Origin of the sequence: uncultured Pseudokineococcus sp. (assembly GCF_947495735.1) — a bacterium.
Classification (GTDB): Bacteria; Actinomycetota; Actinomycetes; order Actinomycetales; family Quadrisphaeraceae; genus Pseudokineococcus.
Genome location: NZ_CANMAA010000004.1, coordinates 11726 through 31895, shown reverse-complemented (window position 1 = coordinate 31895; position 20170 = coordinate 11726). Strand labels below are relative to the sequence as shown.

The window sequence follows — 20170 nt, the reverse complement described above, 5'->3', positions numbered from 1 at the left end:
ACCCGCCCACCCCGGGAGGCACCATGAGCGACACCACGACCGAGCCCACCACCGCCCCCGCGGCACCGGCCGACGCGGCCCCCGCCGCGCCGTCGGGCGCGGCCACCGCGCCGACCCCCGCGGAGGTCGCCGACGTCGAGGAGGCGCTGCGCGACGTGGTCGACCCCGAGCTCGGCGTCAACGTCGTCGACCTCGGGCTGATCTACGGGCTGACGGTCGACGAGGCCAACCACGTCGTCGTCGACATGACGCTCACCTCGGCGGCGTGCCCGCTGACGGACGTCATCGAGGAGCAGATGTCGGCGGCGCTCGTCGACGTCGTCGCCGGGCACAGCGTCAACTGGGTCTGGATGCCGCCGTGGGGCCCGGAGAAGATCACCGACGACGGGCGCGAGCAGCTGCGCGCCCTCGGCTTCAACATCTGAGCGCTCCCGGGGCGAGCGCGCAGGGCGGGGGCGACCCGCCCTGCGCGGACGGCGCCGCAGGGGCGACGCGCAGCGCGCTCGTGCCCGCGGCTCGCGTCCCCGGCTGGTTCACGCGCTTCGGCGAGGGCCACGGCGGGGCGCTCGCGGCCGAGGCCGCGAGCGACGGCCGGGTGCTCGTGCGCGCGCCCGACGGCTCGCGCGCGCTCGTCTCCGCGGTGGGGCTCGACCTCACCGGCGGGGCGACACCGGGGGAGGAGGTCGACCTCGCCGAGGTCGTGCCACGGGCGACCAGCCCCCGCACCGCCGCCGTCCTGCTGCTGCGACGCGGGGGTGCGGTCCTCGGGGTGGTGCGGGTCGACCAGAGCGGCGCCCGGGTCCTGGACTCCCTGGTGCGCACCGCGTACGTGCAGTCGCGCACGGCAGCCGGCGGGTGGTCCCAGCAGCGCTACGCGCGCCGCCGGGCCGGCCAGTCGGCCGGTCTCGTGCGGGACGCCGCGGCGGCCGCCGGACGGGTGTGGGGCCCGCACCGGGCCGCGCTGACCGAGCCCGAGGCGCTGCTGTGCACGGCCGGCGACCGCGGGCTGCTGGACCAGGCGGTCGTCGAGCTGCCCGCCGGCGTGGCCGCGGTCGGCGGCCTGCCCCGGCAGGTGCTCGAGCTGCGCGGCGACCCGCGGCGCCGGGTCCTGGAGGACCTCGCGCCGCAGGTGGGCGCGCTGCACGTCGCGGTGTCCGACCCCTGACGCCCCCCGCGCGGGCGAGCGGGGGGTCCGGTCCTGCGGCACCGCTCCCGGACCGCCCCGCTCCGTACGATCTCCACGCCACCGACGCACCGCGCCCGAAGCGCCGGTGCACCGCCCCGAAGGGTCTGCCGTGATCACTGCACAGGACGTCGAGCTGCGAGCGGGCGCCCGCCTGCTGCTGGGGGGTGCCACCTTCCGCGTCGGCGCGGGCGACCGCGTCGGCCTCGTCGGCCGCAACGGCGCCGGCAAGACGACGCTGACCCGCACGCTCGCCGGGGAGACCCAGCCGGCCGGGGGCACCATCACGCGCAGCGGCCCGGTCGGCTACCTGCCGCAGGACCCGCGCGCCGGCGACCCCGAGGTCCTCGCCCGCGACCGCATCCTCGCCGTCCGGGGCCTGGACACGATCGTCGCCGGCCTGCGCGCGGCCGAGGTCGGGATGGCCAGCGAGGACGACGCCGTGCGCGAGAAGGCCATGAAGCGCTGGGCCCGGCTCGACGCCGACTTCACCACCCAGGGCGGCTACACGGCCGAGAGCGAGGCCGCGACCATCGCGGCCAACCTGGCGCTCCCTCCCCGCGTGCTCGACCAGCCGCTGAAGACCCTCTCGGGCGGGCAGCGGCGACGGGTCGAGCTGGCGCGGGTGCTGTTCTCCGGGGCGGAGACCCTGCTGCTGGACGAGCCGACCAACCACCTCGACGCCGACTCCATCTCGTGGCTGCGCGAGCACCTGGCCCGGTACGCCGGCGGCCTGGTGGTCATCAGCCACGACGTGGAGCTGCTCGAGGCCATCGTCAACAAGGTGATGCACCTCGACGGGACCCGCTCGGTGGTGGACGTCTACAACGTGGGGTGGAAGGCCTACCTCGCGGCGCGCGCCACGGACGAGAAGCGGCGGCAGCGCGAGCGCGCCAACGCCGAGAAGAAGGCCTCGACGCTCATGGCGCAGGCCGACAAGATGCGGGCGAAGGCCACCAAGGCCGTCGCCGCCCAGAACATGGCCAAGCGCGCCGAGCGCCTCGTCAGCGGACTGGAGGACGTGCGCCAGCAGGACAAGGTCGCCAAGCTGCGCTTCCCCGAGCCGGCGGCCTGCGGGCGCACGCCCGTCACGGCGGAGAACCTCAGCAAGACCTACGGGTCGCTCGAGGTCTTCACCGGCGTCGACCTCGCCATCGACCGCGGCAGCCGGGTCGTCATCCTCGGGCTCAACGGCGCCGGCAAGACCACGCTGCTGCGGATGCTCGCCGGGGTGGAGAGCAGCGACGGCGACGGTCGCGTGGTGCCCGGGTACGGCCTGCGGCTCGGGTACTACGCGCAGGAGCACGAGACCCTCGACCCCGAGCGCACCGTGCTGGAGAACATGCGCACGGCGGCGCCCGACCTGGGCGACACCGAGGTGCGCAGCGTCCTCGGCTCCTTCCTGTTCACCGGCGACGACTCGGGCAAGCCCGTGTCGGTGCTGTCCGGCGGGGAGAAGACGCGTCTGGCCCTGGCCACCCTCGTCGTCTCCGCGGCGAACGTGCTGCTCCTGGACGAGCCCACGAACAACCTGGACCCGGCCTCGCGGGCCGAGGTGCTGTCCGCGCTGCAGCGCTACGCGGGCGCCGTGGTCCTCGTCACGCACGACGAGGGCGCCGTGGAGGCGCTCGAGCCCGAGCGCGTCGTCGTCCTGCCCGACGGCACGGAGGACCTGTGGAACCCCTCCTACGCCGAGCTCGTGCAGCTGGCCTGAGGGACGGCGGTGACGCGGGGCAGCTCGTGCCGGACGCCGTCGGCTGGCCGCCGACCCGGTCGCGGGTCATGATCGCTCGGGCGAGGACGGCCGTCGGGGTCGTCCGGGACGAGGAGCCCGAGGAGGTCGGTCGTGGCAGGCACGCCGGACGAGTCGCACGAGCACGACCAGGGGACGGGCGCTCGGCGCCGGCTGAGCCCCGAGGAGCGCTCCGCGCTCCAGCAGCGGCTGGGGGCCCGCTACGGCGAGGGCTCCAGCATCCGCCAGCTCGCCGGCGAGGAGGGCCTGTCCTACGGGTTCGTCCACCGGCTCCTCACCGAGAGCGGCACCGCGCTGCGCGGGCGCGGCGGGAGCACCCGCCGGCGCGCGGCGTCCTGACGGCCCTGGGCGGCGTCCCCGGGCTGCCCCTCCGGGGCGCGCAGCCGCTCGGACGGCGGCGGTGAGCGGGCACGGGGCGGTGTCGTGGACGACCCTGCGGAGCTTCTCGCGCGACCCGTCGGTGCGCCGCACGGGCGTCGACCGCGCCACCTGGGGCCGCATCGCGGGCCTCGCGCGCCCCTACCGCGGGCAGCTGGCCGCCTTCCTCGGGCTCGTGGTGCTCAGCTCGGCCGCCGCGGTGGCGACGCCGCTGCTGCTCGGCGCCATCATCGACCGCGGCGTCGTGCCGGGGGACCGCGGCGTCGTGGTGGCCCTCGCGGGGGTGGTGGCCGTCCTGGCGCTCGTGGAGGGCGGCATCACCCTCGCCCAGCGCTGGTACTCCTCCCGGATCGGGGAGGGGCTGATCTACGACCTGCGGACGTCGGTGTTCGCCCACGTCCAGCGCCAGCCGGTGTCCTTCTTCACGCGCGCGCAGACCGGCGCCCTCGTGACGCGGCTCAACACCGACGTCGCCGGGGCCCAGCAGGCCTTCACCTCGACGCTGCAGTCGGTGGTGTCCAACGTCGTCCTGCTCGTGCTGGCCGGCGGGGTGGTCCTCAGCCGGGCACCGGTCCTGCTCCTGGCCGCCCTGGTGCTGCTGCCGCTGTTCTGGATCCCCGCGCGCCGCGTGGGCCGTCGGCTGTCCGGGCTCACGCGCCGGTCGATGGAGCTGAACGCCGACCTCGGCAACCGGATGACCGAGCGGTTCAACGTCTCCGGCGCCCTGCTGGTCACGCTCTTCGGCAGGCCCGAGGAGGAGGACGCGCAGTTCCGCGAGCGCGCCGACCGCGTGCGGCGCATCGGCACCTCGATCGCCATGTCCAACCGCGTCTTCTTCACGGCGCTCACGACGGTGACCGCGCTGGCGGCAGCCCTCGTCTACGGCGTCGGCGGCCTGCTGGCGATCGGCGGCCAGCTCGAGGTGGGCGAGGTCGTGGCGCTCGCGGCGCTGATGACGCGCCTCTACGGGCCGATCACCTCCCTCGCGAACGTCCGCGTCGACGTCATGAGCGCCCTGGTCAGCTTCGAGCGGGTCTTCGAGGTGCTGGACCTGCCCTCGCCGCTCGTCGAGGCGCCGGACGCCGCCGAGCTGCCCGCGGGGCCCCTCGACGTCCACCTCGACGGCGTGGGCTTCACCTACCCGCGGACGGGCGACGGCCTGCGCTCCCTCGAGGGCGTCACGGCCGACGCCACGTCACCGGCGAGCTCGCCGACCTCGGCGACCGGTTCCGAGCCCGCCCTCACCGGCGTCGACGTGCACGTCGCCCCCGGCCAGGTGCTCGCGCTCGTCGGGCGCAGCGGCGCCGGCAAGACCACCATCACGGCCCTCGTCGCGCGCCTGTACGACCCGACCGAGGGCGCCGTGCGGATCGGGGGCGTCGACCTGCGGGACGCGCGGCTGGCCTCGGTGCACGACCGCGTCGGCGTCGTGACGCAGGACGCCCACATGTTCCACGACACCGTCCGCGCGAACCTCCTCTACGCGCGCCCCGAGGCCTCGGAGGCCGACCTCGTCGCCGCGCTGGAGGACGCCCAGGTCCTCGACGTCGTCCGCGACCTCCCCGAGGGCCTCGACACCGTGGTCGGCGACCGCGGCCACCGGCTCTCCGGCGGGGAGAAGCAGCGCGTGGCGCTCGCGCGCCTGCTGCTCAAGGCGCCCGACGTCGTCGTGCTGGACGAGGCGACCGCCCACCTGGACTCGCGCTCGGAGGCCGCGGTGCAGCTCGCCCTGGAGCGGGCGCTCGAGGGCCGCACGAGCATCGTGATCGCCCACCGGCTGTCCACGGTGCGCAGCGCCGACCTCATCGCGGTGGTCGACGACGGGCGCGTCGTCCAGACCGGCACCCATGAGGAGCTCCTGGCGCAGGGCGGGCCCTACGCCGTGCTGCACCGCACCCAGCTCGCCGACCCGCCCGCGGCGGCGCGCCCCGCCCCCGGCGGCGACCCGGCCGACCGGGCGCCCGCACCGGCGTCGAGCTAGACCGCGCGACTCCTCACCGGCACCGCGCGTCGCGGCAGCCCGGCCGACGCGGTCGACGACGACGGCGGCTCGGTCGCCCAGGTCGACGGGCACCACCTCGGGCGCCGCGGCCTCGGTCCCGGTCGGCGACCCGGGCCGGACGTCGCGCGGTGCGCCGCGGTCGCTCCCTCACTCGGTGGCCCCGACCGGTCGGTGCTGCTGACCGGTCGGTGCTGCTGACCGGTCGGGGCCTCTGACCGGTCGGGGCCTCTGACCGGTCGGGGCCGCTGACCGGTCGGGGCCGCTGACCGGTCAGGGCCGCTGACCGGTAGCGGCCGCTGACCGGTAGCGGCCGCTGACCGGTCTAGCTGCCGCCCCGCGTGCGCTCGGCGGCGTCGACGAGCGCGTCTTCCTCGTCCTCGGCGGTCGGCCGTCGCCGGGGCGCCTGCGCGCGCCGTCGGCGGCTGCCGGTCGGCGTCCGCCCCGACCGGGGACCGGTCCGCTCCGCCGCACCGGCGACGGGGTCGTGGACGCGGTCCGGGGAGTCGTCCGGAGGCGGACCGCCGTCTCGGTCGCGGTCGGCCTCGGCGTCCTCGCGCAGGTCCGCCGCGTGGCGGCGGGCGACGACGCCGTAGCCGACGAAGCCGCCGGCGGCGAAGACCCACCACTGGAAGGCGTAGGACAGGTGGGGGCCCTCGTCGACGGGGGGCGCGGGCAGCAGCTGCGGCGCAGCACCGGCCGTCGGCTGCTCCTGCGCCAGGACGCCGTAGGCGCCGTCCACGAGCTGGGCGCCGGCGAGCGCGGCGCTCGTGGGAGCCCGGGCCGCGAGCCCCTGCGGGTCGATGCTGCGGGTCTGGCCCTCGGGCGCCTCGCCGTAGGCCTCCTCGGCGGGCCGCAGGTGCACGACCGCGGTGACCTCGCCCCCGGGCGCCGGCGGGACGTCCACGGCCCCGGCCTCGTCCCCCGAGGGGAGGAACCCGCGGTCGACGAGCAGGGCCCTGGGCGCGCTGCCCTCCACCCCCTCCAGGAGGAGGGGCACCAGGACGTGGAACCCGTTCGTCCCGTCGAGCGGCCGCTGGCGCAGCAGGACGGTGCCGTCCTCCAGGTAGCGCCCGGTCGCCACCACGGGGCGCCACTCGTCGCCCGCGGGGAGGTCGACCCCCTGCGAGGGGAGGAGCTGCCCCGGGGGAGCCGGCTGCTGCCCGTAGTTGGCCGTGATGATCATGTTGGCCTCGTGGCGCGCCGTCCTGCGGTCCCACTGCCACAGCCCGAGGGACACGCAGACGACGGCGAAGGCCACGGCGAGGGCGAGGCCGGCGAGCCACCGCCGCGAGAGGAGGAAGCGCACGGCCTACTCGCGCCCGCTCGTGAGCTCGTCGACGGGCACGACCTCGCGCAGGAACCGCCGCACGGCGAGGTGGGACGACAGGCGCTCACGGTGCTCGTCGCAGGCCAGCCACGTCTTGCGCCGCTCCGGCTGGTGCAGCGAGGGGTTGTTCCACCGCAGGCCCCACGCAGCCGCGGCGCGGCAGCCGCGGGCGCTGCAGACGAGCGCCGGAGCGGGGGTCACCGGCTCGGGGGACTCGTGGGGGAGGTCGGGCACGGCTCCAGTGTCCTCCGCGGCGGGCGCGGCGTCGTCGCCGGGGCGCACGGGCCGCGGTGCACACCGGCCGGAGACGCAGACGGGCGCCGGGCGACGACGGGGGGGACGCCGCCCGGCGCCCTCGGCGCACGCCCGACGGGGGGGACGGGCTGCGCCGGAGAGGAGTATGGCACGCGGGCGCGCACGGCGAGGCCTCCGACGAGCTCCGGTCCACCGACGGGTGAGGAAGTCGCCCGACCGGTGGGGACGCCTACGCGACGCGGCGCGGGTCGTCCGCGGCGCCGGCGCCACCGGGCGTGCGGCTGCCCTGCGCCGGCGGTCGGAGCCGCTCGGTGTCCCAGCGGCGGGAGCCGTCACTCCCGCCCGGCGCGTCGGACCAGGTCGCCCCGACGTCCTGCGCTCCCTCGCCCGGGCGCGGCCCCTCCGCGACGTGCCCGACGAGCGGCTCCTCCGCGGGGCGGGCCGGCGCGCTCGTGAGGGCGGGCTGGAGGGGCGCCGTCACCTGGGTGCTGGTCGGCTTGACGGTCTCGCGGCCGGCGTTGGCCACCAGGACGGCCACGTAGGGCAGCACCACGGCGAGCCCGACGAGGACCCACGTCAGCCACATGAGGGCGCTGCCGCCGGAGACGGCGACGAGGACGGCGAGGACGAAGCAGCCGGTGCGGACGCCCATCGAGAGCAGGTAGCGGCCGATCTGCTGCTGCTGGTGCACGCGCTGGCCGACCGGGGCGGTGGTGATGCGCTGGACCGACGCGTCGTCGCGGCGGAGCCAGGGGCCGCGCTGGCCGGACGGGGTCCGGCCGGAGGAGGTCCGGCCGGAGGAGGACTGGGGCGAGGGGGGCAGGACGCGCCCGGACGTGCCCGGGGCGGTGCGATGAGCGCCTGCGGCGCTGGTGTTTCCCACGACACCTATGGTATGCGGCCCCCTGGCGACCCTGCGTGCCGGGGTCGCGGACGGACGAGACCCGCGACCACCCGTCCGCGCGGACGTCCCAGGAGCGGTCGGGCCGCCTCCGGACCGGGGGTCGCCGCCGACGGCCGGCGGCGCCGCGACGCGGCGCCGGGCACCCGCCCCGCCGCCCCGTGTCGCGACGCGGCGCGGCGGCGCCGCCTCCGGTAGCGTCCCCGCAGCGCGGCAGCGGCCCGCCGGCTGCCCGGGCGCCCCGTGCTCCCGGGAGCGGTGAGCCGCCCCGCCGTCCTCACCCGCCCGCGCTGGTCCGTCCGACCGGCGCTCCGCCGACCGTCCCCGTCGAGAGGCCCCCGCGTGCCCGAGCCCCGCAGCGTCCTGGTCACCGGCGGCAACCGGGGGATCGGCCGCGCCGTCGCCGAGGCCTTCCTCGCGGCCGGCGACCGCGTCGCGGTGACGACCCGGTCGGGCGAGGCGCCCGAGGGCGCCCTCGGCGTCGCCTGCGACGTCCGCGACGGCGCCTCGGTCGACGCGGCCTTCACGCGCGTGGAGGAGGAGCACGGCCCCGTCGAGGTGCTCGTCGCCAACGCCGGCGTCACCAAGGACCAGCTCCTCCTGCGGATGACCGAGGAGGACTTCACCGACGTCGTCGACACGAACCTCACCGGCGCCTTCCGCTGCGTGCGCCGCGCCACCCGCGGCATGGTCCGCCTCCGCCGGGGGCGGGTGCTGCTCATCTCCAGCGTCGTGGGGCTCTACGGCTCCCCGGGCCAGGTGAACTACGCGGCCAGCAAGGCCGGCCTGGTCGGGATGGCGCGCTCCGTGACGCGCGAGCTCGGCGGTCGGGGCATCACGGCCAACGTCGTCGCGCCCGGCTTCGTGGAGACGGACATGACCGCCGCGCTGACCGAGGAGACCCGCGCCGGCTACCTGGCGGCCATCCCCGCCGGTCGCCTCGCGCGCCCCGAGGAGGTCGCGGGCGTCTGCACGTTCCTCGCCTCCGACGCCGCCGCCTACATCAGCGGCGCCGTCGTGCCCGTGGACGGCGGCCTGGGCATGGGCCACTGACCCGCGCCCCACCCGCACGGCGGGCCGGGCCGGGGCACCGCCCGTCCCAGCACCGAGCTCGACAGACCCGCAGCACCGACAGGCACGCTGCACCGACGCACACGCTGCACCGACGAGAGGGACGAGACGCGCATGGGGATCCTGGACGGCAAGCGGCTGCTCATCACGGGGGTCCTGACGGACGCCTCGATCGCCTTCCGCGTGGCCCAGGTGGCCCAGCAGGAGGGCGCCACGGTGGTGCTGACCTCCTTCGGCCGCCAGATGCGGATCACGCAGGCGATCGCCCGGCGCCTGCCCGAGCCGGCGCCCGTCGTGGAGCTGGACGTGTCGAACCAGGAGCACCTCGACGCGCTGGCCGACCGCGTCCGCGAGCACGTCGAGGGCATCGACGGCGTGCTGCACTCGATCGGCTTCGCCCCCCAGGGCGCCTTCGACTTCATGAACGCCAGCTGGGAGGACGTCTCCGCGGCGCTGCAGATCTCCTCGTACAGCCTGAAGTCGCTGGCCGTCGCCGCCAAGCCGCTCATGGCCGAGCGCGGCAGCATCGTGGGCCTGACGTTCGACGCCAGCTTCGCCTGGCCGGTCTACGACTGGATGGGCGTGGCCAAGGCCGCGTTCGAGTCCGTCGCCCGGTACCTGGCGCGCGACCTCGGCCCCGAGGGCACGCGCGTCAACCTGGTCTCGGCCGGGCCGCTGCGCACGATGGCCGCCAAGTCGATCCCGGGCTTCGAGGCCTTCGAGAACAGCTGGCCGCAGCGGGCACCGCTCGGCTGGGACCTCGCGGACACCGAGCCGGCCGCCCGCGCCTGCGTCGCGCTGATGTCGGACTGGTTCCCCGCGACGACCGGCGAGATCGTCCACGTCGACGGCGGCGTCCACGCGATGGGGAGCTGACGCTGGCCGTCCTCGTCGTCCTGCGCCACGCCTCTGCCGCCCCGGCCGGGTCGGGGCCCGACCACGCGCGGCCGCTGACGGAGGCCGGTGAGCGGCAGGCGCTCGCGGCCGGGCACCTCCTGCGCCGGCGCGGGCTGGTGCCGGACGTCGTGGTCAGCTCGGACGCGCCGCGGGCCCGCCGCACGGCCGAGATCGTCGTCGCCGACGACGCCTGGCCGCTGCAGGTCGAGCCCGACGTCTACGAGGCCAGCCCGGCGCGCCTCGCCGCGCTCCTCGAGCGGCTGCCGGAGGGGGCGCGGACGGCTCTGCTCGTGTGCCACGAGCCCGGCGCCTCGGGCCTGGCCGTCGCGCTGGCCGGCCCCTCGCGCGACGACGAGGCCGCCCGGCGCCGGGCTCGGGTCATGGCGGGGCTCGGGACCGCCGAGGCCGCCGTCCTCCAGGTCGACGGGACCTGGGACGACCTGACCGCCGCCGCCGCCGAGCTCGCGGACGTCCTCACGCCGTAGGCGACCGGCGGCGGCGCCGTCCCCGCCCGCACGGGTGCCGGGGCGGCCCGACGGCCGGCGCCCGGCCGACGGCCCGTCAGCCGGCCCCGACGAGGTGGGCGACGGCGGTGAGGTCGCGTCGTCGCAGCACGACGTCGGCGGCGGCCTCGAGCACCGGCTTGGCGCAGAAGGCCACCCCCGTCCCGGCGGCCCTGACCATGGCGAGGTCGTTGGCCCCGTCGCCGACGGCGACCGTCCCCTCGAGCGGGACGTCGTGCCGCTCGGCCAGCTCGCGGAGGAAGACCTCCTTGGCGGGCGCGTCGACGACGTCGCCGAGGACGCGCCCGGTCAGCCGCCCCCCGACCGCCTCGAGCCGGTTCGCCCGGGCGGCGGGGATGCCCAGCGAGGCCGCCAGCGGCTCGACGACCTCGGCGAAGCCGCCGGAGACCACCCCGACGGGCACGCCGGCGTCGGCCAGCGAGCGCGCCATCGCCGCGGCGCCGGGGGAGGGGACGACCTCCGCGCGCACCTCGTCGAGGACCGCCACGGGCAGCCCCTCCAGCAGGGCCACCCGCCGGTGCAGGCTCCCGGTGAAGTCCACCTCGCCGCGCATGGCGGCCTCGGTGACCCGGGCGACCTCCTCCTCGACGCCGGCCCGCGCGGCGAGCATCTCGACCACCTCACCGGTGATGAGGGTGGAGTCGACGTCCAGGACGACCAGGCGGGGCAGGCCCTCCCGGCGGTCCGTGACGACGACCTCGGCGCGCGGGCCCGGAGCAGCGCCGGCCACGACCGCCCGCAGGTCGTCGAGGAGCTCGGGGAGCGACTGCCCGGGGCGAGGGCGGACGAGCCACTCGACGCCGGCGGCCACGCCCCGCTCGGGCGGGTCCCCCAGCGCGGGGAGCGCCCGCGGCGCGGCGGCCCGCGCACCCCGCGACCCCAGGCGGGACCCGAGCTCGTCGGCGGCGCCGGGCAGCACCTCGCCGAGCAGGAGGACCCGCGCCGCGAGGCCGCCCCCCGACGTCGGGGCCGCGGCGTCGCCGCGCCCCGCGTCGGGTGCGCTCAGGGCTGGACCACCGCGTTCTTGCCCGCGACGGTGATGCCGGACGGCGTCACGACGAAGCCCCGCGCGCGGTCCTCCTCCGGGTCGAAGCCGATGCGCGCGCCCTCGGGGACCACGACGTTCTTGTCGAGGATCGCGCGGCGGACGGCGGCGTGGCGACCGACCTGGACGCCGTCGAGCAGCACCGAGTCCGTCACCGAGCTCCAGGAGTGCGCCGTGACGCCGGTCGCGAGGACCGACCCCTCCACCGTGGCGCCGGAGACGACGACGCCGGGGGCGACGATCGAGTTGACCGCGGTGCCCGCGCGCCCGTGCCAGCCGTGGACGAACTTCGCCGGCGGCAGCGGCCGCTGCTGGGACAGGATCGGCCAGCTGTCGTTGTAGAGGTTGAACACGGGCAGCGCCGAGGTGAGGTCCATGTGGGCGTCGTAGTAGGAGTCGATCGTCCCCACGTCGCGCCAGTAGCCGCGGTCGCGGTCGGTGGCCCCGGGGACGTCGTTGCGCTGGAAGTCGTAGACAGCGGCGCCCCCGCGGGAGACGAAGTCCGGGACGATGTCGCCGCCCATGTCGTGCTTGGAGGAGTCGTCCGCGGCGTCGCGGGTGACCGCCTCGACGAGGGCGTCGGTGTCGAAGACGTAGTTGCCCATCGAGGCGAGGATCTCGCCGGGGGAGCCGGGGATCGTCGTCGGGTCGCTCGGCTTCTCGCGGAAGGCCGTGATCCGCGGCGTCGTCGCCAGGTCCTCGCCCGCGCCCACCTCGATGACGCCGAACTGGTCGGCCATCCCGACGGGCTGGCGGATGGCCGCGACGGTGCAGCCGGCGCCGGCGGCCACGTGGGCGTCGACCATCTGGGAGAAGTCCATGCGGTACACGTGGTCGGCGCCGACGACGACCACGATGTCGGGCTTGGCGTCGTCGATGAGGTTGAGGCTCTGGTAGATGGCGTCGGCGCTGCCGAGGTACCAGTTCTTGCCGACGCGCTGCTGCGCCGGCACCGGCGTGACGTAGTTGCCGAGCATGGTCGACATGCGCCACGTCATGGAGATGTGCTTGTCGAGGCTGTGCGACTTGTACTGCGTGAGCACGACCATCTGCAGGTAGCGCGAGTTGGCGACGTTGCTCAGGGCGAAGTCGATGAGCCGGTAGGTGCCGCCGAACGGCACGGCCGGCTTCGCGCGGTCGGCCGTCAGGGGCATCAGTCGCTTGCCCTCGCCGCCGGCGAGGACGATGGCGAGGACGCGAGGGCTGGACATGGGGCGACCCTAGGGGTCCGTCCCCAGCGCGCAAGGCGTCAGGTCGCGGGCCGTCCCACCCCGCCGCCGGAGCCGCCCGGGCGCTACGGTCCGCCCATGGTCAGCGACGCCTCGTCCACCGCCGCCTCCCCGGGCACCGGACCCGGTGCCGAGCCGGGTCGACCGCAGTCCCCGTCCGGCGCCGCCGCGGCCGACCGCCTGCGCGTGGACCTGCTGACCCGCGAGTACCCGCCGGAGGTCTACGGCGGGGCCGGCGTCCACGTCGCCGAGCTGGCGCGGGCCCTGCGACCCCTCGCCGACGTGCGCGTGCAGTGCTTCGGCGCCCCGCGCGACGAGGACGGGGTGACGGCCCACCCCGAGCCCGAGACGCTCGCGGGCGCCAACGCCGCGCTGCGGACGCTGGGGGTCGACCTCGGCATGGTGGCCGCGGCCGAGGGCACCGACCTCGTGCACAGCCACACCTGGTACGCCAACACCGCGGGCGTCCTGGCGGCGAAGCTGCACGGCGTCCCGCACGTCGTCAGCGCCCACAGCCTGGAGCCGCTGCGGCCGTGGAAGGCCGAGCAGCTCGGCGGCGGCTACGCCCTCTCCAGCTGGGCGGAGGAGCAGGCCATGACGACGGCCGACGCCGTGGTCGCCGTCAGCGCCGGCATGCGCGCCGACATCCTGCGCTGCTACCCGGGCGTCGACCCCGAGCGCGTCCACGTGGTCCACAACGGCATCGACGCCGACGACTGGCAGCGGGACGACTCGGCGGGGGCGACCGAGCACGTGCGCTCGCTGGGCATCGACCCCGACGCCCCCAGCGTCGTCTTCGTCGGGCGGATCACCCGGCAGAAGGGCCTGCCGCACCTGCTGCGCGCCGCCGCCCAGCTGCCGCCGGAGGTCCAGCTCGTGCTGTGCGCCGGCGCCCCGGACACCCCGGAGATCGCCGCGGAGGTCGACGAGCTGGTCTCCGCGCTGGCGGAGCAGCGCAGCGGCGTGGTCCGGATCGACCGGATGCTCCCGCGCGCCGAGCTCTGCCAGGTGCTCTCGGCCGCCACGGTCTTCGTCTGCCCGTCGGTCTACGAGCCGCTCGGCATCGTCAACCTCGAGGCGATGGCCTGCGGCACCGCCGTCGTCGGGACGGCGACCGGCGGCATCCCCGAGGTCGTCGACGACGGCCGCACCGGCTGGCTCGTGCCCCTCGACCAGGTGCAGGACGGCACCGGCGCCCCCACCGACCCCGAGGCCTTCGCGGCTGACCTCGCCCGCGTGCTGACCGAGGCGACGTCCGACGTGGCCGAGGCGCGCCGCCGCGGCGCGGCCGGGCGCGAGCGCGCGGTCGCGGAGTTCTCCTGGAGCGCCATCGGCGAGCGGACCCTGGAGGTCTACCGCTCCGTGCTCGGGGACCGCCGGTAGCCGTCCCGGCCTGCGACGGCCGGGCTCAGCGGCGCGCGGGCTCCAGGACGGCGTTGACGGCCGCGACGACGGCGTGGCGGGCGACCGCCTCGACGCCCCGCAGCGCCTCGGTGCGGCCGCGGGCCTCCCACCCGGTGACGACGGCGCCGTCGTCCTCCGAGGCCAGCGCGACGATCCCGCGCAGGCGGACGGCGGTGCCGAGGACGCGCTGCGCGCGCGGCGGCGTCGAGGCGGGGACGGCGTCGCGCGGCAGCCCGCCGTCGCGCACGAGGGCGATGCGGTCGGCGGCGTCCTCGCGCCAGCGCGCGACGTCCAGGCGGTGCAGCGCGTCCAGCGCCTGGCGCAGCGAGCGGTCCAGCTGGCGCTCGGCGTCGGCCAGCGTCGTCGACGGGGGAGCGGCGGGCCGCTGCACGAGCTCGGCGCGCCAGGTGACCATCGCGCCCGGCTCCAGCGCCGAGCCGAACTCGGTGACGTCGGGCCAGGCGCCCCAGCGCCGCCCCGCGCCGTCCTCGTCGTCGGTCAGGACGGCCTCGCCCGCGTCCAGGGCCTCGACGTTGAACGACGCCGGGCCGGGGAGGCCCGCGACGTCCCCGGGGGCGGGCAGCACCACGCGGAGCCCCCGGTGGCCGGCGGCGCGCCAGCCCTCGAGCAGCTCGGGCAGGTCGGTCGCGGAGGCGTCGCCGGCGGTGGTGTGGGGCTCGTCGTCGCGCTGGACGGCGCGCACGGCCGCGGCGAGCGGCACGTCGCCGCGCAGCGCCGCCGTGCCCCAGGCGGCCAGGCGCGCGGACCGGGGGAGGTCGATCACGCCGACGAGGGTACGAGGCCCTCGGGGCAGCTCCGGAGCGGCCGGCGCGCCCTCCCCGGCGCGGCGGCGCGGGCGGGGGAGGACGGCGCCGCGGCAGTAAGGTCGCGCGCATGAGCGAGGGCACCGGCCGCACGAGCACCGCACCGGGTCCCGGAGCCCCCCGTCCCGAGGCGCCCGCCCGACGACCGGCCCCCCGTGCGGCGGTGCCGACGGCGAAGGGCGCGCCGGAGGAGCCGGTGCTGGACCTCACCGACGTCACGGTCGTGCGCGACGGTCGCCCGCTGCTCGACGAGGTCTCCTGGGCCGTCGGGGCCGACGAGCGCTGGGTCGTCCTGGGCCCCAACGGCGCGGGCAAGACGACGCTCCTGCAGGTGGCCTCCGGGCGGATGCACCCCACGCGGGGGCGGGCCGAGGTCCTCGGCGAGGAGCTCGGGCTCGTCGACGTCTTCGAGCTGCGCCCGCGGATCGGCCTGGCCAGCGCCGCCCTGGCGGAGCGCGTGCCGGCCGCGGAGAAGGTCGTCGACGTCGTCCTGACGGCCTCCTACGGGATGGTGGGCCGCTGGCGCGAGGAGTACGAGGGCCCCGACCACGAGCGCGCACGCGAGCTGCTCGTCACCCTCGGGGTCGGCGGCCTGGAGCAGCGCACCTACGGGACGCTCTCGGAGGGCGAGCGCAAGCGCGTCCAGATCGCTCGCGCCCTGATGTCCGACCCCGAGCTCGTGCTGCTCGACGAGCCGGCGGCCGGCCTGGACCTGGGCGGCCGCGAGGACCTCGTGCGGCGCCTCGCCGCGCTCGTCGCGGACCGGGCGGCCCCGGCGCTGGTCCTCGTGACCCACCACGTCGAGGAGATCCCGCCCGGCGTCACCCACGCGCTGCTCCTGCGCGCGGGTCGCGTCGTGGGCCAGGGCCCGGTGGACCAGGTGCTGACCGCCGAGGCGCTGGGGGAGGCCTTCGGCCTGCGCCTGCAGGTCGAGCGCGCGGGCGGTCGCTGGTCCGCGCGCTCGGCGATCGCGTGAGCGAGGCGCTCCTCGGCGACCTCACCGGCTGGCAGCTGCTGGTCCTCGCCGTCGCCGCCGTGTGGGCCGGCGCCATCAACGCCGTCGTCGGCTCCGGCACGCTCGTCACCTTCCCGACGCTGGTGGCCCTCGGCGTGCCTCCGGTCTCCGCGACCATGTCCAACGCCGTCGGCCTCGTCACCGGCGGCATCTCGGGCACCTGGGGCTACCGCCGCGAGCTGCGGGGGCAGGGCGCACGGGCGGCGCAGCTCATCCCCATGTCCGTGCTGGGGGCCCTGCTCGGGGCCTTCCTGCTGCTGCACCTGCCCGCGACCACCTTCGAGACGGTGGTGCCGGTCCTGGTCGTCCTGGCCATCGCCCTGGTCCTGCTGCAGCCGCGCCTGCAGGCGCGCACGAAGCGGCGCCTGGAGCGACGGCTGGCCTCGGCCGGGAGCGAGCAGGCCGCCGGCGCCGGGGCCCCGCCGTCGGCGAGCGGGCCGGGACGCACCGGCCAGGTGGTGCTGCTGCTCGTCACCTTCCTCATCGGGATCTACGGCGGGTACTTCACCGCCGCGCAGGGGATCCTCCTCGTCGGCGCCCACGGCGCCCTGCTGGTCGAGCCGATCCAGCGGCTCAACGCGATGAAGAACCTCCTGTCCCTCGTCGTCAACGTGGTCGCCGCGACCGCGTACGTCGTCGTCGGCTTCGACCGCATCGTGTGGGAGGCCGTTCTCGTCATCGCGGTGGGCTCGCTCGTCGGCGGGCTGCTCGGCGCCTCGATCGGTCGTCGGCTGCCGAACGGGGTGCTGCGGGCGACCATCGTGGTCCTCGGCGTGGTGGCGCTCGTCGCGCTCTTCGTGCGGTGAGCGACGACCGCGAGGGACTCGTCCCCGACGGCGTCGAGGTGCCGGCCGGCGTCGTCGTCGACCGCGTGGAGGACCCGGCCGACCCGCGCCTGGGCGACTACACCGGGCTGACCGACGTCGCCCTGCGCCGCCGGCGCGAGCCGGCGGAGGGCTTGTACATGGCCGAGTCGCACACCGTGCTGGAGCGGGCGCTCGAGGCGGGCCACCGGCCCCGCTCGCTGCTGCTCGCGTCGCGGTGGCTGCCTGACGTGCTGCCGCTGCTGGCGCGCCACGGCGTCGGCGCGGACGGGACGCCCGTGCCCGTGCACGTCGCCGACGAGCCGGCGCTGCGCGCCATCACGGGGTTCCACCTGCACCGCGGGGCCCTGGCGGCCATGCAGCGGCCGGCGCTTCCCGCGCTGGACGACGTGCTGGCCGGCGCGCGGCGCGTCGCGGTGCTGGAGGACGTCGTCGACCACACGAACGTGGGCGCCGTCTTCCGCTCGGCCGCAGCCCTGGGCGTGGACGCCGTCCTGGTGACCCCGCGCTGCGCGGACCCGCTGTACCGGCGCTCCGTGCGGGTCTCGATGGGCACGGTGTTCCAGGTGCCGTGGACGCGGCTCGACCCGTGGCCCGGCGGTCTCGACCTCCTGCGCGAGCGCGGCTTCGCCGTCGCCGCGCTCGCGCTCGCCGAGGACGCCGTCAGCCTCGACGACCTCGCGGCCGACCCGCCCGAGCGCCTGGCGCTCCTGCTGGGCACCGAGGGGGACGGCCTGTCCCGCGCCGCCGTGGCCGGCAGCGACGTCGTCGCGCGCATCCCGATGGCCGGCGGCGTGGACTCCCTCAACGTCGCCGCCGCCAGCGCCGTGGCGTTCTGGGCGCTGCGGCCCCGGACCTCGTAGGTCTCCTCCGCCTGAGCAGGCCGACCGGCGGATCTCGCAGCCCTCGTCCGCTTGAGACGCGTGCCCTCAGGAGGGACGGCCGAGCCCGTCGAGCACCTCGGCGCCGGGGAGCCGCGCGAGCAGCGCTCCGGGCAGGGCGAGCTTCGAGCGGCGCACGCCGCTGCCGACGACGGCGCGGGGGAGCGCCGCCACGCCCGCGTCGACCAGCACGCGCCAGCCGGCCGGCAGCCCGACGGGCGTGATGCCGCCGTGCTCCATGCCCGAGGCGGCGACCGCGTCGTCGTGGGGCAGGAGGGACGCCTTGCGGACGTCGAGGGTGCGCTTGACCAGGCCGTTGACGTCGGCGCGGTCGCTGCCCCGCACCATCGCCGCGGCCACCCGCTGCTCGCCGTCCCGCCTCCCGGCGACGAGGACGCAGTTCGCGCACTCCTCGAGCGCGACGTCCGAGGCCTCGACGAGCGCCGCGGTGTCGGCGACGCCGGGGTCGATCTCGGCCACGAGCACCTGCGCGGCGTCGTCGGCGGGCAGGGCGCGCAGCGCGGCGACGACGGGCTCCGCCAGGAGGTCCGGGCGCTCCAGCGCGGGCACCCAGGTCAGCGTCGTCTCGCTCGTGGTGGTCTCGCTCATGGGCGCCACGGTAGGTCCGCGGCGAGGGAGCGCCCCGGGTCAGCCCCGGCCGAGGGTCGTGCCGTCGCCGGCGGGCCGTCCGGAGGAGCGGGCGGGCTCACAGGTGCCCGGGCCCGGCCTCGGGGGGCCGGGGGGCGTCCTCGGGGTGCATGCGGATGGCCAGCACGGCCACGTCGTCGCTGGTGCGGGGGTCGCGCGCCGTGGTGTCGGCGTGGACGAGGTCCTCGAGCAGGGCGTCGACGAGGGCGGTGAGCTCGAGGGGGGCGTGCCGCTCGGCAGCCCGCCGGAGCGCCTCCAGGCCGTCGGCGAGCGGGCGGCCGCGCCGCTCGACGAGGCCGTCGGTGTGCAGGAGCAGCGTGGAGCCGGGCGGGAGGTCCGCCAGGTGGTCGTGGCGGTCCGCGGAGGGGGCCACGCCGAGCAGCAGGTCGCTGTCGCCGGGGAGGTGGGTGGCGGTGCCCTCGGCGGTCAGCAGCAGCGGCGGCGGGTGCCCGGCGCTGGACCACCGCAGCCGGCGCAGGCCCTGCCGGGCGGCGGCGGGGTCCTGCTCGATGCGGGCGAGCAGGCAGGTGGCCATGGTGTCGAGGCGCAGCCCGGCGATGGCCTGGTCGACCCGGGTCAGCACGTGCGACGCGGGCTCGGCGAAGGCCCAGGCCATCGCCCGGGTCGTCGCGCGCAGCTGGCCCATCGCGGCTGCAGCTCTCATGTCGTGGCCGATGACGTCGCCGATCACCAGCGTGGTGGCGCCGTCGGGCATCACGACGGCGTCGTACCAGTCCCCCCCGACCTGCTCGGTGTCGGCGGCGGGGACGTAGCGGGCGTGCAGCTGGAGGTGGTCGGGCTGGGGCAGCTCGGTCAGCATCGCCCGCTGCAGCGTGACCGACGCCGCGACCGCCTGCGCCGCACGGGCGCGCTCGGCCTCGCGGGAGCGGATGCGGTGCAGCGCCTGCGCGCACTGCGCGGCGAAGGCGTCCAGGACCTCCACGACCGGCGCGGGGAAGGACTGCGGCCGCGCGTACCCGACCGACAGCGAGCCCCGCGGCACGCCCCCGACCAGCAGGGGCAGGAAGGCCCACGCCTGGCACCCGGTCAGCCTCACCGCCTCGGGCATCCCGTGCCCGTACGCGCGGCAGGCCGCCTCGTCGGTCAGGAAGGTCCTGCGCCCGGTGGTCGCGGCCACGGGGGTGGGCAGGGGGTCGTCGGCCGCCATCTCGGCGTAGGTCAGCGGCGCCCGCGGCCCCAGCCCGCTCATGGACAGGCGCACCGCGTCGCCGTCGCGGATCGCGACGGCCCCGCCCTGGGCGCCGAGGGCGCTCAGGCCCTGGCGCGTCACGACCTCGGTGAGGTTCTGCACGGTGTCGACCCGCGCGAGCTGGAGGGTCACCTCGGCCAGCGCGGTGACGGTGCGGGCCGCAGCCCGCTCGGCCTCGCGGGCCGCCTGGAGCTCCTGGACGCGGGCGCGCAGCTCCGCCTCGACCTCGGCCAGCCGCGCGCTCCCCGGCTGCTCGCCCCCGCCGCCCTGCGCGAGCGCCTGGCTGGCCAGGACGTAGTCGGTCACGTCCTCCACCCGCTGCAGCACGGCCGTGGCGCGCCCGTCCTCGTCCAGCAGCGGCGCCGCGATGAGCGACCAGTGGCGCTCGACGACGCGCCCGGTGGCCGGGTCGGCCACGCCGTAGGTGTACAGCGGCAGGGCGTCCGGCTGCCCGCTGTCGCGGGCGCGCTCGAAGGAGACCTGCAGGGTGTTGCGGCCCTGGTCGTCGAGCGCCTCGGGCGAGGGCGGGAAGGCGTCGAAGACGTAGCGGCCGACCAGGTCCTCCCGGGTGCGCCCCAGCAGGTGGCAGTACGCCCGGTTGACCTCGACGATCACCAGGTCCGTCGACATCACCAGGTAGGCGGTGGGCAGCCCCTCGAACAGCGCGCGGAAGTCCGTGGGGGAGGGAGTCGTCGGGGAGGGCCCCGTCGGGGAGGGCGCAGGGACGTCCACAGCCGGCGGTCACCCTCCTCAGCGAGCTCTGACCCGATATGGCCAGGTCGCACGCTATCCGCACCAC

At 77.0% G+C, this 20170-nt stretch carries 20 protein-coding genes; 12 read left to right on the top strand and 8 right to left on the bottom strand.

Features of this window, described 5'->3' with window-relative positions; all coding sequences use genetic code 11:
• Nucleotides 1–23 precede the first annotated feature (23 nt).
• From Q0848_RS07545 to Q0848_RS07525, 5 genes are all read left to right on the top strand, one after another.
• The gene (locus Q0848_RS07545) at nucleotides 24–425 is read left to right on the top strand and encodes a metal-sulfur cluster assembly factor (protein WP_299036479.1); all 402 of its coding nucleotides are present in this window, start codon (nucleotides 24–26) and stop codon (nucleotides 423–425) included.
• An 80-nt stretch (nucleotides 426–505) separates the two neighbouring features.
• Nucleotides 506–1165, top strand: coding sequence for an acVLRF1 family peptidyl-tRNA hydrolase (locus Q0848_RS07540; RefSeq protein WP_299036478.1), 660 nt, complete (start codon nucleotides 506–508; stop codon nucleotides 1163–1165).
• A gap of 130 nt (nucleotides 1166–1295) precedes the next feature.
• The gene (locus Q0848_RS07535) at nucleotides 1296–2897 is read left to right on the top strand and encodes an ABC-F family ATP-binding cassette domain-containing protein (protein ID WP_299036477.1); all 1602 of its coding nucleotides are present in this window, start codon (nucleotides 1296–1298) and stop codon (nucleotides 2895–2897) included.
• 192 nt (nucleotides 2898–3089) lie between these two features.
• On the top strand, nucleotides 3090–3275 hold the full coding sequence (locus Q0848_RS07530; protein WP_366146476.1) for a helix-turn-helix domain-containing protein: 186 nt from the start codon (nucleotides 3090–3092) through the stop codon (nucleotides 3273–3275).
• 61 nt (nucleotides 3276–3336) lie between these two features.
• On the top strand, nucleotides 3337–5295 hold the full coding sequence (locus Q0848_RS07525) for an ABC transporter ATP-binding protein (RefSeq protein ID WP_299036475.1): 1959 nt from the start codon (nucleotides 3337–3339) through the stop codon (nucleotides 5293–5295).
• A 343-nt stretch (nucleotides 5296–5638) separates the two neighbouring features.
• Here the strand turns inward: Q0848_RS07525 and Q0848_RS07520 are convergent, their stop codons facing one another.
• The 3 genes from Q0848_RS07520 to Q0848_RS07510 form a co-directional block, all read right to left on the bottom strand.
• Nucleotides 5639–6622 (bottom strand): SURF1 family protein, encoded by a 984-nt coding sequence (locus tag Q0848_RS07520; RefSeq protein WP_299036474.1) that lies wholly within the window; start codon nucleotides 6620–6622, stop codon nucleotides 5639–5641.
• A gap of 3 nt (nucleotides 6623–6625) precedes the next feature.
• The gene (locus Q0848_RS07515) at nucleotides 6626–6877 is read right to left on the bottom strand and encodes a hypothetical protein (protein WP_299036473.1); all 252 of its coding nucleotides are present in this window, start codon (nucleotides 6875–6877) and stop codon (nucleotides 6626–6628) included.
• Between the two features lie 250 nt (nucleotides 6878–7127).
• The gene (locus Q0848_RS07510) at nucleotides 7128–7781 is read right to left on the bottom strand and encodes a DUF3099 domain-containing protein (RefSeq protein WP_299036472.1); all 654 of its coding nucleotides are present in this window, start codon (nucleotides 7779–7781) and stop codon (nucleotides 7128–7130) included.
• 360 nt (nucleotides 7782–8141) lie between these two features.
• On the opposite strand from Q0848_RS07510, the gene fabG reads away from it, so the two are divergent.
• The 3 genes from fabG to Q0848_RS07495 all read left to right on the top strand — a co-directional run bounded on the left by fabG (nucleotide 8142) and on the right by Q0848_RS07495 (nucleotide 10252).
• Nucleotides 8142–8852, top strand: coding sequence for a 3-oxoacyl-ACP reductase FabG (gene fabG / locus Q0848_RS07505; RefSeq protein WP_299036471.1), 711 nt, complete (start codon nucleotides 8142–8144; stop codon nucleotides 8850–8852).
• Between the two features lie 132 nt (nucleotides 8853–8984).
• Nucleotides 8985–9746, top strand: coding sequence for an enoyl-ACP reductase FabI (fabI, locus tag Q0848_RS07500; protein ID WP_299036470.1), 762 nt, complete (start codon nucleotides 8985–8987; stop codon nucleotides 9744–9746).
• The gene (locus tag Q0848_RS07495; RefSeq protein WP_299036736.1) at nucleotides 9659–10252 is read left to right on the top strand and encodes a histidine phosphatase family protein; all 594 of its coding nucleotides are present in this window, start codon (nucleotides 9659–9661) and stop codon (nucleotides 10250–10252) included. Before fabI ends, Q0848_RS07495 begins: the two co-directional genes overlap by 88 nt.
• Nucleotides 10253–10328: 76 nt before the next feature.
• Here the strand turns inward: Q0848_RS07495 and serB are convergent, their stop codons facing one another.
• Nucleotides 10329–11210, bottom strand: a complete 882-nt coding sequence (gene serB, locus Q0848_RS07490; protein ID WP_299036469.1) for a phosphoserine phosphatase SerB — start codon at nucleotides 11208–11210, stop codon at nucleotides 10329–10331.
• Between the two features lie 83 nt (nucleotides 11211–11293).
• On the bottom strand, nucleotides 11294–12547 hold the full coding sequence (gene glgC / locus Q0848_RS07485; RefSeq protein WP_299036468.1) for a glucose-1-phosphate adenylyltransferase: 1254 nt from the start codon (nucleotides 12545–12547) through the stop codon (nucleotides 11294–11296).
• Nucleotides 12548–12745: 198 nt separating this feature from the next.
• Here glgC and glgA point away from each other — a divergent pair, with 198 nt between their 5' ends.
• Nucleotides 12746–13948: a glycogen synthase gene (gene glgA / locus Q0848_RS07480; RefSeq protein ID WP_366146475.1), complete on the top strand. Its 1203-nt coding sequence runs from the start codon at nucleotides 12746–12748 to the stop codon at nucleotides 13946–13948.
• 25 nt (nucleotides 13949–13973) lie between these two features.
• Here the strand turns inward: glgA and Q0848_RS07475 are convergent, their stop codons facing one another.
• Complete coding sequence (locus tag Q0848_RS07475) at nucleotides 13974–14753, bottom strand: hypothetical protein (RefSeq protein WP_299036466.1); 780 nt, start codon at nucleotides 14751–14753, stop codon at nucleotides 13974–13976.
• Between the two features lie 110 nt (nucleotides 14754–14863).
• On the opposite strand from Q0848_RS07475, the gene Q0848_RS07470 reads away from it, so the two are divergent.
• The 3 genes from Q0848_RS07470 to Q0848_RS07460 are packed head-to-tail and all read left to right on the top strand — an operon-like array spanning nucleotide 14864 to nucleotide 17495.
• A complete protein-coding gene (locus Q0848_RS07470; protein ID WP_299036465.1) occupies nucleotides 14864–15769 on the top strand; it encodes an ABC transporter ATP-binding protein in 906 nt (301 codons plus the stop codon).
• Nucleotides 15766–16614 carry a sulfite exporter TauE/SafE family protein gene (locus Q0848_RS07465; RefSeq protein ID WP_299036464.1) on the top strand — a complete coding sequence of 283 codons (849 nt, stop codon included), beginning with the start codon at nucleotides 15766–15768 and terminating at the stop codon, nucleotides 16612–16614. The genes Q0848_RS07470 and Q0848_RS07465 overlap by 4 nt, the downstream gene beginning before the upstream one ends.
• A gap of 38 nt (nucleotides 16615–16652) precedes the next feature.
• The gene (locus tag Q0848_RS07460; protein WP_366146474.1) at nucleotides 16653–17495 is read left to right on the top strand and encodes an RNA methyltransferase; all 843 of its coding nucleotides are present in this window, start codon (nucleotides 16653–16655) and stop codon (nucleotides 17493–17495) included.
• 66 nt (nucleotides 17496–17561) lie between these two features.
• Here the strand turns inward: Q0848_RS07460 and Q0848_RS07455 are convergent, their stop codons facing one another.
• Together Q0848_RS07455 and Q0848_RS07450 are read right to left on the bottom strand one after the other, a co-directional pair.
• The gene (locus Q0848_RS07455; protein ID WP_299036462.1) at nucleotides 17562–18122 is read right to left on the bottom strand and encodes a YbaK/EbsC family protein; all 561 of its coding nucleotides are present in this window, start codon (nucleotides 18120–18122) and stop codon (nucleotides 17562–17564) included.
• 97 nt (nucleotides 18123–18219) lie between these two features.
• Nucleotides 18220–20103 carry a SpoIIE family protein phosphatase gene (locus Q0848_RS07450; RefSeq protein WP_299036461.1) on the bottom strand — a complete coding sequence of 628 codons (1884 nt, stop codon included), beginning with the start codon at nucleotides 20101–20103 and terminating at the stop codon, nucleotides 18220–18222.
• Between the last annotated feature and the right edge of the window lie 67 nt (nucleotides 20104–20170).

What these genes read in the sequence shown, in the direction of transcription:
- glgC (WP_299036468.1), bottom strand. Translation starts at nt 12,547, where the DNA reads ATGTCCAGCCCTCGCGTCCTCGCCATCGTCCTCGCCGGCGGCGAGGGC.
- Q0848_RS07545 (WP_299036479.1), top strand. Translation starts at nt 24, where the DNA reads ATGAGCGACACCACGACCGAGCCCACCACCGCCCCCGCGGCACCGGCC.
- Q0848_RS07470 (WP_299036465.1), top strand. Translation starts at nt 14,864, where the DNA reads ATGAGCGAGGGCACCGGCCGCACGAGCACCGCACCGGGTCCCGGAGCC.
- Q0848_RS07455 (WP_299036462.1), bottom strand. Translation starts at nt 18,122, where the DNA reads ATGAGCGAGACCACCACGAGCGAGACGACGCTGACCTGGGTGCCCGCG.
- fabI (WP_299036470.1), top strand. Translation starts at nt 8,985, where the DNA reads ATGGGGATCCTGGACGGCAAGCGGCTGCTCATCACGGGGGTCCTGACG.